This is a genomic window from Streptomyces sp. NPDC050528 (assembly GCF_044457795.1).
Classification (GTDB): Bacteria; Actinomycetota; Actinomycetes; order Streptomycetales; family Streptomycetaceae; genus Streptomyces.
This window is the reverse complement of record NZ_JBITHH010000001.1, coordinates 1379887-1395862: the sequence shown is the minus strand read 5'-3', so window position 1 is coordinate 1395862 and position 15976 is coordinate 1379887. Positions and strand designations below refer to the sequence as shown.

At 69.8% G+C, this 15976-nt stretch carries 14 protein-coding genes; 8 read left to right on the top strand and 6 right to left on the bottom strand.

The window, feature by feature from the left end; translation table 11 throughout:
* Positions 1-120 precede the first annotated feature (120 nt).
* Positions 121-429, top strand: a complete 309-nt coding sequence (gene groES, locus ACIBK4_RS06425) for a co-chaperone GroES (RefSeq protein WP_008747517.1) — start codon at positions 121-123, stop codon at positions 427-429.
* A 135-nt stretch (positions 430-564) separates the two neighbouring features.
* Positions 565-2190, top strand: coding sequence for a chaperonin GroEL (gene groL / locus ACIBK4_RS06420; RefSeq protein WP_398992633.1), 1626 nt, complete (start codon positions 565-567; stop codon positions 2188-2190).
* Positions 2191-2312: 122 nt separating this feature from the next.
* On the opposite strand, the gene ACIBK4_RS06415 is transcribed toward groL, so the two are convergent.
* Together ACIBK4_RS06415 and ACIBK4_RS06410 are read right to left on the bottom strand one after the other, a co-directional pair.
* Positions 2313-3086 (bottom strand): SDR family NAD(P)-dependent oxidoreductase, encoded by a 774-nt coding sequence (locus ACIBK4_RS06415; protein WP_398992631.1) that lies wholly within the window; start codon positions 3084-3086, stop codon positions 2313-2315.
* 108 nt (positions 3087-3194) lie between these two features.
* Positions 3195-3863, bottom strand: a complete 669-nt coding sequence (locus ACIBK4_RS06410; protein WP_398992629.1) for an MOSC domain-containing protein — start codon at positions 3861-3863, stop codon at positions 3195-3197.
* Positions 3864-3943: 80 nt separating this feature from the next.
* Here ACIBK4_RS06410 and ACIBK4_RS06405 point away from each other — a divergent pair, with 80 nt between their 5' ends.
* Complete coding sequence (locus ACIBK4_RS06405) at positions 3944-4843, top strand: LysR family transcriptional regulator (protein WP_398992627.1); 900 nt, start codon at positions 3944-3946, stop codon at positions 4841-4843.
* Positions 4844-4921: 78 nt separating this feature from the next.
* Here the strand turns inward: ACIBK4_RS06405 and ACIBK4_RS06400 are convergent, their stop codons facing one another.
* A complete protein-coding gene (locus tag ACIBK4_RS06400) occupies positions 4922-5248 on the bottom strand; it encodes a WhiB family transcriptional regulator (RefSeq protein WP_019055584.1) in 327 nt (108 codons plus the stop codon).
* A 380-nt stretch (positions 5249-5628) separates the two neighbouring features.
* On the opposite strand from ACIBK4_RS06400, the gene ACIBK4_RS06395 reads away from it, so the two are divergent.
* The 4 genes from ACIBK4_RS06395 (at position 5629) to ACIBK4_RS06380 (ending at position 10006) form a co-directional block, all read left to right on the top strand.
* The gene (locus tag ACIBK4_RS06395) at positions 5629-6240 is read left to right on the top strand and encodes a response regulator transcription factor (RefSeq protein ID WP_003948568.1); all 612 of its coding nucleotides are present in this window, start codon (positions 5629-5631) and stop codon (positions 6238-6240) included.
* A 266-nt stretch (positions 6241-6506) separates the two neighbouring features.
* Positions 6507-7094, top strand: coding sequence for a sigma-70 family RNA polymerase sigma factor (locus ACIBK4_RS06390; RefSeq protein ID WP_366431100.1), 588 nt, complete (start codon positions 6507-6509; stop codon positions 7092-7094).
* A gap of 177 nt (positions 7095-7271) precedes the next feature.
* On the top strand, positions 7272-8777 hold the full coding sequence (gene guaB, locus ACIBK4_RS06385; protein ID WP_398992624.1) for an IMP dehydrogenase: 1506 nt from the start codon (positions 7272-7274) through the stop codon (positions 8775-8777).
* Positions 8778-8881: 104 nt separating this feature from the next.
* Positions 8882-10006, top strand: a complete 1125-nt coding sequence (locus ACIBK4_RS06380) for a GuaB3 family IMP dehydrogenase-related protein (RefSeq protein ID WP_033280066.1) — start codon at positions 8882-8884, stop codon at positions 10004-10006.
* Between the two features lie 695 nt (positions 10007-10701).
* Here the strand turns inward: ACIBK4_RS06380 and ACIBK4_RS06375 are convergent.
* Both ACIBK4_RS06375 and ACIBK4_RS06370 read right to left on the bottom strand, forming a co-directional pair.
* Positions 10702-11277, bottom strand: coding sequence for a hypothetical protein (locus ACIBK4_RS06375; RefSeq protein WP_398992622.1), 576 nt, complete (start codon positions 11275-11277; stop codon positions 10702-10704).
* Between the two features lie 159 nt (positions 11278-11436).
* Entirely contained in the window at positions 11437-12645 is a 1209-nt protein-coding gene (locus tag ACIBK4_RS06370) for a nucleotide sugar dehydrogenase (RefSeq protein WP_398992620.1), read from the bottom strand.
* A 290-nt stretch (positions 12646-12935) separates the two neighbouring features.
* On the opposite strand from ACIBK4_RS06370, the gene ACIBK4_RS06365 reads away from it, so the two are divergent.
* Complete coding sequence (locus ACIBK4_RS06365) at positions 12936-14642, top strand: glycerol-3-phosphate dehydrogenase/oxidase (RefSeq protein WP_398992618.1); 1707 nt, start codon at positions 12936-12938, stop codon at positions 14640-14642.
* A gap of 192 nt (positions 14643-14834) precedes the next feature.
* Here ACIBK4_RS06365 and ACIBK4_RS06360 read toward each other — a convergent pair whose 3' ends face one another.
* Positions 14835-15962, bottom strand: a complete 1128-nt coding sequence (locus tag ACIBK4_RS06360) for a serine hydrolase domain-containing protein (RefSeq protein WP_398992616.1) — start codon at positions 15960-15962, stop codon at positions 14835-14837.
* Between the last annotated feature and the right edge of the window lie 14 nt (positions 15963-15976).

The following is a 15976-nucleotide window of genomic DNA, read 5'->3' as shown; positions in this document are numbered from 1 at the left end:
CACTCCCCCCTGGAGAGTGCCAATAGCGACGGGCAGGTCCGGCACCCGCGACGACGGATCCACCTGGTCGCCACCTCAGACAGTTAACCCCGTGAGATCTCCGAAGGGGGAGGTCGGATCGTGACGACCGCCAGCTCCAAGGTTGCCATCAAGCCGCTCGAGGACCGCATTGTGGTCCAGCCGCTCGACGCCGAGCAGACCACGGCCTCTGGCCTGGTCATCCCGGACACCGCGAAGGAGAAGCCCCAGGAGGGCGTCGTCCTCGCGGTGGGCCCGGGTCGCTTCGAGAACGGCGAGCGCCTGCCGCTCGACGTCAAGACCGGCGACATCGTGCTGTACAGCAAGTACGGCGGCACCGAAGTGAAGTACAGCGGCGAGGAATACCTCGTCCTCTCGGCTCGCGACGTGCTCGCGATCATCGAGAAGTAGTTCACCTCGCTTCAAGCACCATCTGAAGCACATTCTGTTTTGAGCTGCGCCCCTGGCCCCCGCGACCTTATGAAGCCGGGCGTCGGGGGCGTAGTTCGTTTCACCCACGTTTTCCGAGAGGGCTGAACCGCTCCCATGGCGAAGATCCTGAAGTTCGACGAGGACGCCCGTCGCGCCCTCGAGCGCGGCGTCAACAAGCTTGCCGACACGGTCAAGGTGACGATCGGCCCCAAGGGCCGCAACGTCGTCATCGACAAGAAGTTCGGCGCCCCCACCATCACCAACGACGGTGTCACCATCGCCCGCGAGGTCGAGCTGGAGGACCCGTACGAGAACCTCGGTGCCCAGCTGGTGAAGGAGGTGGCGACCAAGACCAACGACATCGCGGGTGACGGCACCACCACCGCCACCGTGCTCGCCCAGGCGCTCGTACGCGAGGGCCTGCGCAACGTCGCCGCGGGTGCTTCCCCGGCCGCCCTGAAGAAGGGCATCGACGCCGCCGTCAAGGCCATCTCCGACGAGCTGCTCGCCACCGCGCGGCCGATCGACGACAAGGCCGACATCGCCGCCGTCGCCGGTCTGTCCGCGCAGGACAGCCAGGTCGGCGAGCTCATCGCCGAGGCGATGGACAAGGTCGGCAAGGACGGTGTCATCACCGTCGAGGAGTCCAACACCTTCGGTCTGGAGCTGGACTTCACCGAGGGCATGGCCTTCGACAAGGGCTACCTGTCGCCGTACTTCGTGACGGACCAGGAGCGCATGGAAGCGGTCCTCGAAGACCCGTACATCCTGATCCACCAGGGCAAGATCAGCTCCATCCAGGACCTGCTGCCGCTGCTGGAGAAGGTCATCCAGGCCAACGCCTCCAAGCCGCTGCTGATCATCGCCGAGGACGTCGAGGGCGAGGCCCTGTCGACCCTGGTCGTGAACAAGATCCGCGGCACGTTCAACGCGGTCGCGGTCAAGGCCCCCGGCTTCGGCGACCGCCGCAAGGCGATGCTCGGCGACCTCGCCACCCTCACCGGCGGTCAGGTCATCGCCGAGGAGGTCGGCCTCAAGCTCGACCAGGTCGGCCTGGACGTGCTGGGCTCCGCCCGCCGCGTGACGGTCACCAAGGACGACACGACCGTCGTCGACGGTGCCGGCGACTCCTCCGAGGTCGCGGGCCGCGTCAACCAGATCAAGGCCGAGATCGAGAACACGGACTCCGACTGGGACCGCGAGAAGCTCCAGGAGCGCCTCGCGAAGCTGGCCGGCGGCGTGTGCGTGATCAAGGTGGGCGCCGCCACCGAGGTGGAGCTCAAGGAGAAGAAGCACCGTCTGGAGGACGCCATCTCCGCGACCCGCGCCGCGGTCGAGGAGGGCATCGTCTCCGGTGGTGGCTCCGCTCTGGTGCACGCCGCCAAGGTCCTCGAGGGCAACCTCGACAAGACCGGCGACGAGGCCACCGGTGTCGCGGTCGTGCGCCGCGCGGTCGTCGAGCCGCTGCGCTGGATCGCCGAGAACGCCGGCCTGGAGGGCTACGTCATCACCGCCAAGGTCGCCGACCTGGAGCCCGGCCAGGGCTTCAACGCCGCGACCGGCGAGTACGGCGACCTGGTGAAGGCCGGCGTCATCGACCCGGTCAAGGTCACCCGCTCCGCCCTGGAGAACGCCGCCTCCATCGCCTCCCTCCTCCTCACGACCGAGACCCTGGTCGTCGAGAAGAAGGAAGAGGAGGAGCCGGCCGCCGGTGGTCACGGCCACGGCCACTCCCACTGACGCCAGTCGGTGAACCCGTAGGACGTGTACGTCGAAGGCCCGGCGCCCCTCTGGGGGAGCCGGGCCTTCGCGTTCCGCCGGAACCTTCGTCACCGTGGCCGCCGTCATCGAGGCGGCTGCCGTCACTGCGGCCCGTACTTCCGCCCGGTCTTCGAGGTGACCCCGCCCAGCACCGCCTGCGGAGTGATCTTCACCAGGCCCATCAGCGCCTTGTACCGCGGGTCCGGGATCGACAGCGTCTTGCCGCGCGCCAGATCCGCGAGCGCCGCCGCGACCAGCTTGTCCGCGTCCAGCCACATCCAGTTCGGGATGTTGTCCGTGCCCATCCCGGCCCGCTCGTGGAACTCGGTCCGCACAAAACCGGGCGCCAGCGCCATCAGCCGTACGCCACTGCCCGCCAGGTCCTTGGCCGCGCCCTGCGTGAACTGCACGACCCACGCCTTCGAGGCGCCGTACGTCCCGCGCGGTACGAAGGCCGCGACCGATGCCACGTTGACGACCCCGCCGCGCCCGCGCTCCCGCATCGCCTCGGTCGCCGCGCTGGTCAGCCGCAGCACCGCCTCGCAGTGCACCTTGAGCATCTTCAGCTCGTCGGCCATGGATACGTCGAGATAGCGGCCCTTGTTGCCGAAGCCCGCGTTGTTGACCAGCAGGTCGACGGGGTTCTTGCGGTCGGCGAGGCGGGCGGCCACCGCCTCGATGCCCTCGTCGGTGGCGAGGTCGGCGGTGAGCACCTCCGCCTCGATGCCGTGCCGGTCGTGCAGTTCGGTGGCCTGCTCCCCGAGCCGCTGAGTGTTGCGCGCCACCAGCACGAGGTTGTGTCCGTCCGCCGCGAGCCGCCGCGCGAACGCGGCACCGATCCCCGCGGTCGATCCCGTAATCAATGCCGTTGTCATGGCGCAAGATTAGTGACACCGGGCGGGCCGGTCCGATCTCTGCACAGGCCCTCCCGATCCGTGACGTACGCGTGTCGAACAATGTGTCGAACACGCCGTGACGGCAGGTCAGACCGGGTACTCCGCGACATACTTCCGGGCCTGCGCGAGCGACTCCGGATGCAGCGCCTCGCCCGCCGGAAGCAGCCGCGGCAGCAGCTCCCGCTCGGTCGTCACCGCCCGGAACTGCAGGGCCACCGTCACGTCGTGGTCGGGCCGGTGCACGATCTCGATCGCGTCGCCCGCCCGGATCTCACCGGGTTCGATCACCCGCAGATAGGCCCCCGGAGCACCCTTCACGGTGAACCGTTTCACCCACCCGCGCTCGCCCAGATGGTCCTGGAACGTACGGCACGGGATCCGCCCGCAGGTGACCTCCAGGACCACCTCGGAACCGATCCGCCAGCGCTCGCCGATCCGCGCGCCGGACACGTCGAGCCCGAGTGTCGTCAGGTTCTCCCCGAAGGAACCGCTGGCCAGCGGGCGCCCCAACTCCCGCTCCCAGTCGTCGAGATCCTCGCGCGCGACCGCGTACACCGCCTGGTCGTCGCCCCCGTGGTGCCGCCGGTGACACACCGCGTCCCCGGCCAGCCCGCTCCCGGCGACGCCCTTGGGGCCGGGCGCGCTGACCCGCACCGGCGCGTCGGTCGGCCGCTTGTCGATGCCGGTCACGCCGTCGGGCTGGTCCGTGTACGGCACGGCCGTGGCCCGGCCCAGATTCAGCGAGAGAAGCTTCATGACGGCACGGTAGACGAGACCATCCCAAAGGTGCGCCGCATTGTTGGCCAACGCCCCCAAGAAACACTTATCCTCGGCGCGTGATCGAGGCCCGACATCTCCGTGTGCTGCGCGCCGTCGCCGCCACCGGCTCCTTCTCGGCGGCCGGGCGCGAACTGGGCTGCACCCAGCCCGCCGTCAGTCAGCAGATGAAGGCCCTGGAGACCTCGGTCGGCACCCCGCTGCTGATCCGCACCGGCCGCGAGATGCGGCTGACCCAGGCGGGCGAGGCGCTGGTCCGGCACGGCGCCGGCATCCTCGCCGGGCTGACGGCGGCCGAGGAGGAGGTCGCCGCGATCGCGGGCCTGCGCGCGGGCCGGGTGCGCCTGGTCTCCTTCCCCAGCGGCAGCTCGACGCTCGTCCCCACCGCACTGGCCGCCCTGCGCGCCGCGCACCCCGGCACCCGCGTCTCCCTGGAGGAGGCCGAGCCGCCGAACTCCGTTGAGCTCCTCCGGGAGGGCGACTGCGACATCGCCCTCGCCTTCCGCTACGAGACGGCGGCGGGCGCGGAGGACTGGTCCGACCTGGTGGTACGGCCCCTGCTCCGCGACCGCCTGGTCGCCCTGGTCCCGGAAAAACACCGGCACGCGCGCGTGCCGTCGGTCGCCATCGGCGAACTGGCCGACGACGCCTGGATCGCCGGCTGCCCGCGCTGCCGGGGCCAGTTGGTCGCGGTGTGCGAGGCCGCGGGCTTCACCCCGCGCATCGACTTCGCGACCGACGACTATCCGGCGGTCGTCGGCCTGGTGAGCGCGGGGCTGGGCGTCGCCGTCCTGCCCCAGCTCGCCATCGAGTCCGTGCGACCCCGGGGTGCGCGGACGGTGACGCTGGAACCGGCGGTGCGGCGGGAGATCGTCGCGCTCACCCTGCCCGACCTGGCGCAGGTACCGGCCGTGGCGGCGACGCTCGATCAGTTGGAGCGGGCGGCGCGCGGCAAATAGGCCCGCGAAAAATAGGGGGTACGCGTACGCGTACCCCTGTCGGAGACGTGTCGTAGGACAGGTTGGAGAAACGTTCCTTCAGTTGTTCGAAGCCATGTCCCCGGCGGCCGAAGCCGATACCAGCCGGTTGCGGGCACGCCCCATGAGCTCTTCGCGCTCGTCCTCGGTCAGGCCGCCCCAGACGCCGTACGGCTCGCGCACCGCCAGCGCGTGCGCCGCGCACTGTGCGCGGACCGGGCACCTCATGCAGACCTCTTTGGCCGAGTTCTCACGAGCGCTTCGTGCCGCACCGCGCTCGCCCTCGGGATGAAAGAAGAGCGAGCTGTCGACCCCTCGGCAGGCAGCCAGGAGCTGCCAGTCCCACAGGTCCGCGTTCGGTCCGGGAAGGCGGGAGAAATCTGCCATTGCGTGACCCCTTGTAGCCGTTATGGGCGGATACGGTGTCCACGACCGTACAACTACGATCTAAGGAGATGAAAATATGACTCATTGCGAATCTAGCCTCAGACACCAGCAAAAGGGAAGAAATAGGGCTGAATGGGGCACCGGTTGTGATGAAAGCTTGTGGGTCGGCCGCGCACGTCTCCACCGTGTCCGCACCCTCACGTAGAGTGCCGAAGATGGCACACGGCCCCGTAACTCTTTCGAGTGACCGTCGTTGAGAGTGCGAGGCGGTTGAAAACACAAGTGCTCGGGCAGGCGTCCGAGACGGTCGACCGCACAGGTGACGATTTCGTACCAGCCTGGAGGCTCAAGGTGACGCGCATCAGTTGCGGAGGGCGGCCATGACATCCGTCCTCGTCTGTGACGACTCCCCGCTTGCCCGAGAGGCGCTCCGCCGCGCGGTCGCGACCGTGCCCGGTGTCGAGCGCGTGACGACGGCGGCCAACGGCGAGGAAGTCCTCCGCCGCTGGGGTGCCGACCGCTCGGACCTCATCCTGATGGACGTACGCATGCCCGGACTCGGCGGTGTCGAGACCGTGCGGCGGCTGCTGTCCGCCGACCCGGGCGCACGCATCATCATGCTCACCGTCGCCGAAGACCTGGACGGCGTGGCCCTCGCGGTCGCGGCCGGCGCCCGCGGCTATCTGCACAAGGACGCCTCGCGCGCCGAACTGCGGGCCACGGTCACCCAGGCCCTCGCCGACCCGACCTGGCGACTGGCCCCGCGCCGGCTGCGGTCCGCCGAGATGGGCGCCGCGCCGACGCTCACCGCGCGCGAGATCCAGGTCCTCGAAGGAATGAGCCACGGCCGCTCGAACGCGGAGATCGGCCGTGAGCTGTTCCTCTCCGAGGACACCGTCAAGACACACGCACGGCGCCTCTTCAAGAAACTCGGCGCCTCGGACCGTGCACACGCCGTGGCGCTCGGTTTCCGGTGGGGCCTGGTCCGTTAGGACAAGGTCAGTGCGTTGCAGCGGGGGTACGACAATCCCCGCCTACCTCATGGTGGGCGGGGGCGGCAAAGGGGCCCGCCGGGTGCCCGCTGCTCGTTTCGCCGCGGATGCCGCATCCTTGAGATGTGGAGTTCCTCGGGGACGAGTCGGTCGAGCGGGAGGGGAGGGCGCAGGAGATGAGTTCCGGCGCACCTGCTCATAACGCTTCGGTGCACAACAACGGACGCGGTGCCACGGACCCTTCGGCCACAAGGCACCATGGACCGATGCGTGACGACGAGGCGGCCGGTGCCCCAGGGGCGATTGGTGGACTCGTCCTTCGCGCGGTCGACGGAGACGAGCAGGCGACCCACGATCTGCTCGCCCACGTCCACCCCCTGGCCCTGCGCTACTGCCGCACCCGGCTGTCCCGACTCCCGGGCGACGCACGGCACTTCGTGGAGGACCTCGCCCAGGAGGTCTGCGTCGCCGTCCTCCTCGCACTGCCGCGCTACAAGGACACCGGCCGCCCCTTCGAGGCCTTCGTCTTCGCCATCGCCGCCCACAAGGTCGCCGACCTCCAGCGCGCCGCGATGCGTCACCCGGGCTCGACGGCGGTGCCGTCCGACGAGATGCCCGAGCGGCCGGACGACTCCCTCGGTCCCGAGGAGCGCGCCCTGCTCAGCAGTGACGCCGAATGGGCCAAGAAACTCATGGCCAACCTCCCGGAGAACCAGCGCGAACTCCTCCTGCTGCGCATCGCCGTGGGGCTGACGGCCGAGGAGACCGGGCAGATGTTGGGAATGTCACCCGGCGCGGTCCGGGTCGCCCAGCACCGGGCACTGAGCCGACTGCGGGCACTGGCCGAGCAGTAGAGCCTTCCGCAGCGGCGCCTTCGCCCGCGGGGCCTTTCGTGAACAGTCGGGCGACGGCGTACGTACGAACATACGAAGCCTGGAGCGGGCCGTAGCCGTGGAATCGTGGAATTTGGTGACCGCGCTTCCCGTTAGCATGGACATCCGCACCGATCAAGGCCATTTGGGGAAGGTGTCATGACTGCCAACGTCGACGGAGTGCCCGCCAAATTCGCGACACTAGGGCTGACCTACGACGACGTGCTGCTGCTGCCGGGCGCGTCCGACGTGCTCCCGAACGCGGTCGACACCTCGTCCCGCATCTCGCGCAACGTCCGCGTCAACATCCCGCTGCTGTCCGCGGCGATGGACAAGGTGACCGAGTCCCGGATGGCGATCGCGATGGCCCGCCAGGGCGGTGTCGGCGTCCTGCACCGCAACTTGTCCGTCGAGGACCAGGTCAACCAGGTCGACCTAGTGAAGCGCTCCGAGTCCGGCATGGTCACCGACCCGATCACCGTCCACCCGGACGCCACGCTCGGCGAGGCCGACGCCCTGTGCGCCAAGTTCCGCATCAGCGGCGTCCCGGTGACCGACGGCAACGGCAAGCTGCTCGGCATCGTCACCAACCGCGACATGGCCTTCGAGACCGACCGCTCCCGTCAGGTGCGCGAAGTCATGACCCCCATGCCCCTGGTCACCGGCAAGGTCGGCATCTCCGGCGCCGACGCCATGCAGTTGCTGCGCCGCCACAAGATCGAGAAGCTGCCCCTCGTCGACGAGGCCGGCATCCTCAAGGGCCTCATCACGGTCAAGGACTTCGTCAAGGCCGAGCAGTACCCGAACGCCGCCAAGGACGCCGAGGGCCGCCTCATCGTCGGTGCCGCCGTCGGCGCCAGCCCCGAGGCCCTGGAGCGCGCCCAGGCCCTCGCCGAGGCCGGCGTGGACTTCCTGGTCGTCGACACCTCGCACGGCCACAACAGCAACGCCCTGAACTGGATGGCGAAGATCAAGTCGAGCGTCGGCGTCGACGTCATCGGCGGCAACGTAGCCACCCGCGACGGCGCCCAGGCCCTGGTCGACGCCGGTGTCGACGGCATCAAGGTCGGCGTCGGTCCCGGCTCGATCTGTACGACCCGTGTCGTCGCCGGCATCGGCGTCCCGCAGGTCACCGCGATCTACGAAGCGTCCCTCGCCGCCCGCGCGGCCGGCGTCCCGCTCATCGGCGACGGCGGCCTGCAGTACTCCGGCGACATCGGCAAGGCGCTCGCCGCCGGCGCCGACACGGTGATGCTGGGCAGCCTCCTCGCGGGCTGCGAGGAGTCCCCGGGCGAGCTGCAGTTCATCAATGGCAAGCAGTTCAAGTCGTACCGCGGCATGGGCTCGCTCGGCGCGATGCAGTCCCGCGGCCAGGGCCGGTCGTACTCCAAGGACCGCTACTTCCAGGCCGAGGTCGCCTCCGACGACAAGCTCGTGCCCGAGGGCATCGAGGGCCAGGTGCCCTACCGCGGCCCGCTGGCCAACGTCCTTCACCAGCTCGTCGGCGGGCTGCGCCAGACCATGGGCTACGTGGGCGCGGCCACCATCGGCGAGATGGAGACCAAGGGCCGCTTCGTCCGGATCACGTCCGCGGGCCTCAAGGAGAGCCACCCGCACGACATCCAGATGACGGTCGAGGCACCGAACTACAGCCGCAGCAAGTAGTCGGCAGGCTTCCTCAAGGGCGGCTCCGGGGACACCGGGGCCGCCCTTGTCGTACCCGTCGGCGATACTGGAAGACGCTGAAACGCAGAGGAAAGGCCACAGACGTGACTGAGATCGAGATCGGGCGCGGCAAGCGCGGCCGCCGGGCGTACGCCTTCGACGACATCGCCGTCGTCCCCAGCCGCCGTACGCGGGACCCGAAGGAGGTCTCGATCGCCTGGCAGATCGACGCCTACCGCTTCGAGCTGCCCTTCCTGGCCGCCCCCATGGACTCGGTCGTCTCCCCGGCCACCGCGATCCGCATCGGCGAGCTCGGCGGCCTCGGCGTGCTGAACCTCGAAGGCCTCTGGACGCGGTACGAGGACCCGCAGCCGCTGCTCGACGAGATCACCGAGCTGGACGTGGACGCCGCGACCCGCCGCCTCCAGGAGATCTACGCGGCTCCCATCAAGGAGGAGCTGATCGGGCAGCGCATCAAGGAGGTGCGCGACTCGGGCGTGGTCACCGCCGCCGCGCTCTCCCCGCAGCGCACGGCCCAGTTCTCCAAGGCCGTCGTCGACGCGGGCGTGGACATCTTCGTCATCCGCGGTACGACGGTCTCGGCGGAGCACGTCTCGGGCTCGCACGAGCCGCTGAACCTGAAGCAGTTCATCTACGAGTTGGACGTCCCGGTGATCGTCGGCGGCTGCGCCACGTACACGGCGGCCCTGCACCTGATGCGCACCGGCGCGGCGGGCGTCCTCGTCGGCTTCGGCGGCGGCGCGGCGCACACCACGCGCAACGTCCTCGGTATCCAGGTCCCGATGGCGACAGCGGTCGCCGACGTGGCCGCCGCCCGCCGCGACTACATGGACGAGTCCGGCGGTCGGTACGTGCACGTCATCGCCGACGGCGGTGTCGGCTGGTCCGGCGACCTCCCCAAGGCGATCGCCTGCGGCGCGGACGCGGTCATGATGGGCTCCCCGCTCGCCCGCGCCACGGACGCGCCGGGCAAGGGCCACCACTGGGGCATGGAAGCGGTCAACGAGGAACTCCCGCGCGGCAAGAAGGTCGATCTCGGCACGGTCGGCACGATCGAGGAGATCCTCACCGGCCCGTCCCACATCCCCGACGGCTCCATGAACATCTTCGGGGCGCTGCGACGCGCGATGGCGACGACCGGGTACAGCGAGCTGAAGGAGTTCCAGCGGGTCGAGGTCACGGTGGCCGACTCGCAGCACAAGCGGTAGGCGGTAGGCGGTTCTACGACGCGGTAGCCGTACGACGCTTTCAGGGGCCCGGGCCTGGGTGGTCCGGGCCCTTTCGTGTGCCCAAGTGGGGGGCGTGGGGCGCGTGTTGATGTTGGGGGGCGCACGGTTGCGTTCGGGGCGAAAGTTCGCTGGTGGGGCGTGTCGGGGCGGTAACGTCCGTGATCGGCGCCCCAGTTGTGTGGGGTGCTCCCTTCCACGGAAATCGTTCCGGACCCGGGCTCTCGGGGCCCGGCCCGAATTCCAGACGAACCGCCTACCGGGCCAATGGGCGGCCTCGTGGAAGGGGGCGCCCATGGGTCGCCACCGCAAGCCCACCCGCTGGGACCGGATCCGTCTTCGGATGGTGAAGCAACGGAGGAGGTGGATCTTGTGGATGTACGGCGGAAAGTGAGCGGCCACCCCCAACACAAGTAGGGGTGGACACTCCGTTCACTTTTCAGGAGCTCACCGCAGGGCCTACTGCGGTGGGCTCCACCTTGTTGGTGGAAAGTCAGCGGCCACCCCCATACCAACTAGGGGTGGACACTCCGTTCACTTTTCAAGAGCCAACCGCAGTAGCCCGCTACGGCCGGTTCCACCTGTTTCTTACGGTACCGGCGCCGCGAGTCGCACGCCACCAGCCCCCGACGCACACCCCGCCCCAAGCGCCCCCCTGCACAACCCGCGCGCCGGGGTCAGAGCGCCGCCTTCTTGGTGCCGGAGAACGCGGCGAACGCGGCGATGGCGAAGAAGACGAAGGTGAGCGGGTCGGAGTCGGCCTTCCAGGCGTCCTGGACCACGCCGAAGTGGTCGAAGAACACCTTGCTGAAGGTCACGCCGTACTCGTCCGCGATGAGCATCGCCTCGCCGACCAGCTGGCCGAGATAGACCGCGCCCAGGGCCAGCACGGCGCTGACCACGGGGAGCACGGGGTTGCGACCGCCCAGCTTGCCCGCCGCGAGGCCGATGACGAAGCCGACGCCGATCGCCGCCCAGCCGATCTCGTGCTTGGTGGTGCCGATGACGAAGCCGTAGATCCCGGCGGCGACCAGCGCGGCGGCGACAGCGGTCACCAGGCCGAGCGCGATGTTGTTCTTCGGGGGAGCGGGCGGGGCGTACGGCGCGTTCGGGGCCAGGGGCGGCGGTACGGCGCCGGGCTGCTGGGCGTACGGGTTGCCGTCGACCGGCTGCGGCTGCGCGGGCGCCTGCTGCTGGGCCTGCGCGTCGGGCTGCGGCTGTGGCTGCTGTGGTGGCGTGGCTGACTGGCTCATGACAGAGATCCCCCCACGGGATGCGAAGACAGGAAAAGCGAAACGGAGTCGCGTGCGCGCGGATATGCGACAACTGTGCGACGAGTGTGGGGAGATTAGCAGGTCGACGTAACCCTGTGACCAGTCGTTTTCGTGCTCAGAGTCGGTGTGTCTTCGTGCTCAGAGCCGGTGTGCCGCGCCCGTCGGTGTCGCCCCGCGCGTGTCCAGCAGCAACTGCGCCTTCACGGACAGGCCTTGGAGGTCGTACGTCCGGTGCTGCTGGAGCAGGATCGTCAGGTCGGCGTCGGCCGCCGCCTCGTAGAGGGAGTCCGCGCGGGGGACCGGGCGGTCCAGGACGCTCCAGGACGGGATGTGCGGGTCGTGGTAGCTGACGGAGGCGCCGAGTTCCATGAGGCGGATCGCGATCTCCTGGGCGGGGGTGCCCTGTTGGTCGGCGAGGTCGGCCTTGTAGGTGACGCCGAGCAGCAACACCCGTGCTCCGCGCGCGGACTTGCCGTGTTCGTTGAGGAGCGTGGCGGCGCGCTGGATGACGTAGCGGGGCATCTGGTTGTTGACCTGTTGGGCGAGTTCGACCATGCGGAGGGGGCGGGGGCCGTGGCCGGTGAGGTCCTGGGGGACGGTGTGGCCGCCGACGCCGGGGCCGGGGCGGAATGCCTGGTAGCCGAACGGCTTGGTCTCGGCGCAGCGGATGACGTCCCAGAGGTCGACGCCCAAGTCGTGGCACAGGACGGCCATTTCGTTGACGAGGGCGATGTTGACGTGCCGGAAATTGGTCTCCAGTAGCTGCACGGTTTCCGCTTCGCGCAGGCCACGCGCGCGTACCACCTTGTCGGTGAGGCGGCCGTAGAAGGCGGCGGCCGACTCGGTGCAGGCCGGGGTGAGGCCGCCGATCACCTTGGGGGTGTTGGCCGGGGTGAAGTCGCGGTTGCCGGGGTCGATGCGGCTGGGGGAGTACGCGAGGTGGAAGTCGCGGCCCGCGCGGAGACCCGATCCCTCTTCGAGGAGGGGGCGCAGGAAGTTCTCGGTGGTGCCGGGGTGCACCGGTGACTCCAGGATCACCGTGGTGTGCGGGCGCAGGTGCGCGGCGAGGGCGCGGGCGGCCGTCTCCACCTGGCTGAGGTCGAGGCCGCCGTCGGCGTCCCGGGGGGTCGGCGCGCAGATCACGGCGGTGCGTACACGGCCGAGCTCGGCGGGGTTGGTGGCCGGCCGGAAGCCCCCCGAGAGCATCCGGCGCAGTTCGGCGGGGCTGAGGGAACCGGCCTCGGGGCCGGTCTTGAAGCCGGCCGTGGCGATACCGGCGGCGACAGCGGCCTGGGCCAGGGGCAGGCCGAGAGGACCGAGTCCGATGACGGCGAGATCTGCGGGCATGGCGTGGGCCGTCCTTCCCAATAACCGAAAGCGGGACAGATAACCGAAGCGGGACAGGTGCGCAAGCCCTGTGGACAGAACGAGCGAGCGCAATGTCAGACTAGGAGTAAATATGACCGTTATGCGGGATTGGACGGCTGTGTTTTTCGGCAGTCCTGTGATTGTTGTCCACAGGCCGGGGGCGAGTGGTGGCTGAAGTCGGGCAACCCGGTCAGAATTTGGGCAGGAGGGATACGAACCGGGCTTCGCCGAACGGGTGCGGCCGGCGCTACCGATAGCGGGAGGCAGCGGTGAGGACAGCGACACTGGGTCCGGCGCAGCGAGCCGAGGCACTGGCGGGAATGGCCGAGCGGGAACTGGACGTGCTCGTCGTGGGCGCGGGTGTGGTCGGCGCGGGCACCGCCCTGGACGCCGTGACACGCGGCCTGTCCACGGGACTGGTCGAGGCGCGCGACTGGGCGTCCGGCACATCGAGCAGGTCGAGCAAGCTCATCCACGGAGGTCTGCGCTATCTGGAGATGCTCGACTTCGCCCTCGTCCGCGAGGCCCTCAAGGAACGCGGACTGCTCCTGGAGCGCCTCGCCCCGCACCTGGTGAAGCCGGTGGCGTTCCTGTACCCGCTCCAGCACAAGGGCTGGGAGCGCCTCTACGCCGGCTCGGGCGTCGCGCTCTACGACGCGATGTCCATGGCCCGCGCGCACGGGCGGGGCCTGCCGACCCACCGTCACCTGAGCCGCCGTCACGCGCTGCGCGTGGCCCCCGCGTTGAAGAAGGACGCGCTGGTCGGCGCCCTGCAGTACTACGACGCGCAGATGGACGACGCCCGCTATGTGGCCACCCTGGTGCGCACAGCCTCGTCCTACGGCGCGAAAGTCGCCAACCGCGCGCGGGTGACCGGTTTCCTGCGCGAGGGCGAGCGTGTGGTCGGCGCCCGGGTGCAGGACGTCGAGGCGGGCGGCGAGTACGAGATCCGCGCCAAGCAGATCGTGAACGCCACGGGCGTGTGGACCGACGACACCCAGGCGATGGTCGGCGAGCGCGGCCAGTTCCACGTCCGGGCCTCCAAGGGCATCCACCTCGTCGTCCCCAAGGACCGCATCAACTCCTCCAGCGGGCTCATCCTGCGCACCGAGAAGTCCGTGCTGTTCGTCATCCCGTGGGGCCGGCACTGGATCATCGGGACCACCGACACCGACTGGGACCTCGACAAGGCCCACCCGGCCGCGTCCAGCGCCGACATCGACTACCTCCTTGAGCATGTGAACTCGGTGCTCGCGGTGCCGCTGACCAGAGACGACGTCCAGGGTGTGTACGCGGGGCTGCGGCCGCTGCTGGCCGGTGAGTCCGACGCCACCAGCAAGCTGTCGCGCGAGCACACCGTCGCGCATCCGGTGCCGGGGCTGGTCGTCGTGGCGGGCGGCAAGTACACGACGTACCGCGTGATGGCCAAGGACGCCGTGGACGAGGCGGTGCACGGGCTCGACATGCGGGTCGCCGAGTGCGTCACCGAGGACGTGCCGCTGCTCGGGGCGGAGGGGTACCGGGCGCTGTGGAACGCGCGGGCACGGATCGCCTCCAAGACCGGCATCCATGTGGTGCGCGTGGAGCACCTGCTGAACCGTTTCGGTTCGATGGCGGAGGAGGTCCTCGACCTCATCGAGAAGGACCCCACCCTCGGCGAACCCCTCCAGGGCGCCGACGACTATCTGCGCGCCGAGGTCGTCTACGCCGCCTCGCACGAGGGCGCCCGGCACCTCGACGACGTCCTCACCCGCCGCACCCGCATCTCGATCGAGACCTTCGACCGGGGCACGCGCAGCGCCCGTGAGGCCGCCGAGTTGATGGCACCGGTGCTCGGCTGGGACAAGGACCAGATCGAGCGCGAGGTCGAGCACTACGAGAAGCGGGTGGAGGCCGAGCGGGAGTCGCAGCGCCAGCCGGACGACCTGACGGCGGACGCGGCGCGGTTGGGGGCGCCGGACATCGCGCCGTTGTAGTCCCGTCGCGGGGTGCGGCGCCGCTGTAGTCCTGTCGTGCGATGCGGCGCCGCTGTGGCGACGCCGGGTGCGGTCGGTCCCGCCCGGGGCCAGCTTCGCCCGCAGCCCGACGCCCGAAGCCCGCCGCACTCACCGTCCGCTTCACTCGAACGAGTGTCATGAGTTGGGATCTTTGTCCGGAACCCGGCCGTTCTACGAGGTGCGGGGGCAGAACTCGGCGGCGAGCAGGGCCGGTTCGAGGCCGGGGTCCGCTATCCCGCTCGTGTTCACCCGGAAGGTGAGGACATGACGGCCGTCGACGGTGGCTGCGGTGCGCACGTAGCTGCCCGAGATCCGGCCGTTGTGCCCCCACACCGTGGTGCCGCACGGCAGCTTCACCGGGAACAGACCCATGCCGTACGAGCCGTGTGCGGTGCGGGTGTCGAGCATCTCGCGCAGCCAGCGCGGGGGCAGCAACTGCCCGCCGAGCAGGGCCGAGTAGAAGCGGTCCAGGTCGGCGAGCGTGGTCACCAGCTCGCCCGCGGCGCCGGCCACCCGGGGGTCGAGATCGGTGACGTCGGAGCCGTCGGCGGCGTAGGCCCGGCCGTGCGGCGAGGGAAGAGTGGTGCGGGAGCCCGGGAAGGAGGTGCCCGTCAGACGCAGCGGAGCAAGGATGCGGCGCTCGGCCTCGGTGGCGTACGAGTTGCCGGTGACCTGTCGGATCACCAGGCCGAGCAGCACGTAGTTGGTGTTCGAGTACGAGAAGCGGCCTCGATCGGCCGGAGGGTGGGTGACTGCTATACGAACGGCCTGAGTTGGGGTGACGGGGACCGTGCCCCCGGTGACCGCGGTGAAGTCGTACAGGCCGCTGGTGTGGGTGAGCAGGGAACGGAGGGTCAGCGCGCGCCCGTCGTTGCCCGCTCCGTGTACCAGACCCGGGAGGTGCTGCTCCACTGTGTCGGACAGGGACAGCCGGTGTTCGGCGGCGAGTTGGAGGACCACGGTCGCGATGAAGGTCTTCGTGATGCTGCCGGCGCGGAAGTGGTCGGCGCGGCTGATGCCTGTTCCGGCCTGGGCGTACTGGGTCGTGCCGAGCGCGTAGTCCGTCGTGGCGGAGGCGTCGTCCGGCGCGGTCCGCGGGTGGTCCGTCCCGGTCGGTGTGGTGTCAACGCCCGTGCTGTCGTGGGCCAGTAGGGCGGCGGTGGGGGTTCTGCCTCGGGTAACCAGCAGTCTGACCAGGGCTTTCGTGTCCGGTGCCGGGTGGGCCTGGGAGGCGGCCGGGGACAGGCCGAGGAGGGCCAGGGACAGCGGAAGGGCCAGCAGTGTCCGAGGTGTGGGCATCGCGATCCTCCGTT

Bases quoted from the DNA above. Each gene is read 5' to 3' on its own strand.
- groL (WP_398992633.1), top strand. From the start codon at position 565: ATGGCGAAGATCCTGAAGTTCGACGAGGACGCCCGTCGCGCCCTCGAG.
- ACIBK4_RS06415 (WP_398992631.1), bottom strand. From the start codon at position 3,086: ATGACAACGGCATTGATTACGGGATCGACCGCGGGGATCGGTGCCGCG.
- ACIBK4_RS06410 (WP_398992629.1), bottom strand. From the start codon at position 3,863: ATGAAGCTTCTCTCGCTGAATCTGGGCCGGGCCACGGCCGTGCCGTAC.
- ACIBK4_RS06400 (WP_019055584.1), bottom strand. From the start codon at position 5,248: ATGGCAGATTTCTCCCGCCTTCCCGGACCGAACGCGGACCTGTGGGAC.
- ACIBK4_RS06395 (WP_003948568.1), top strand. From the start codon at position 5,629: ATGACATCCGTCCTCGTCTGTGACGACTCCCCGCTTGCCCGAGAGGCG.
- ACIBK4_RS06390 (WP_366431100.1), top strand. From the start codon at position 6,507: ATGCGTGACGACGAGGCGGCCGGTGCCCCAGGGGCGATTGGTGGACTC.
- guaB (WP_398992624.1), top strand. From the start codon at position 7,272: ATGACTGCCAACGTCGACGGAGTGCCCGCCAAATTCGCGACACTAGGG.
- ACIBK4_RS06375 (WP_398992622.1), bottom strand. From the start codon at position 11,277: ATGAGCCAGTCAGCCACGCCACCACAGCAGCCACAGCCGCAGCCCGAC.
- ACIBK4_RS06370 (WP_398992620.1), bottom strand. From the start codon at position 12,645: ATGCCCGCAGATCTCGCCGTCATCGGACTCGGTCCTCTCGGCCTGCCC.
- ACIBK4_RS06360 (WP_398992616.1), bottom strand. From the start codon at position 15,962: ATGCCCACACCTCGGACACTGCTGGCCCTTCCGCTGTCCCTGGCCCTC.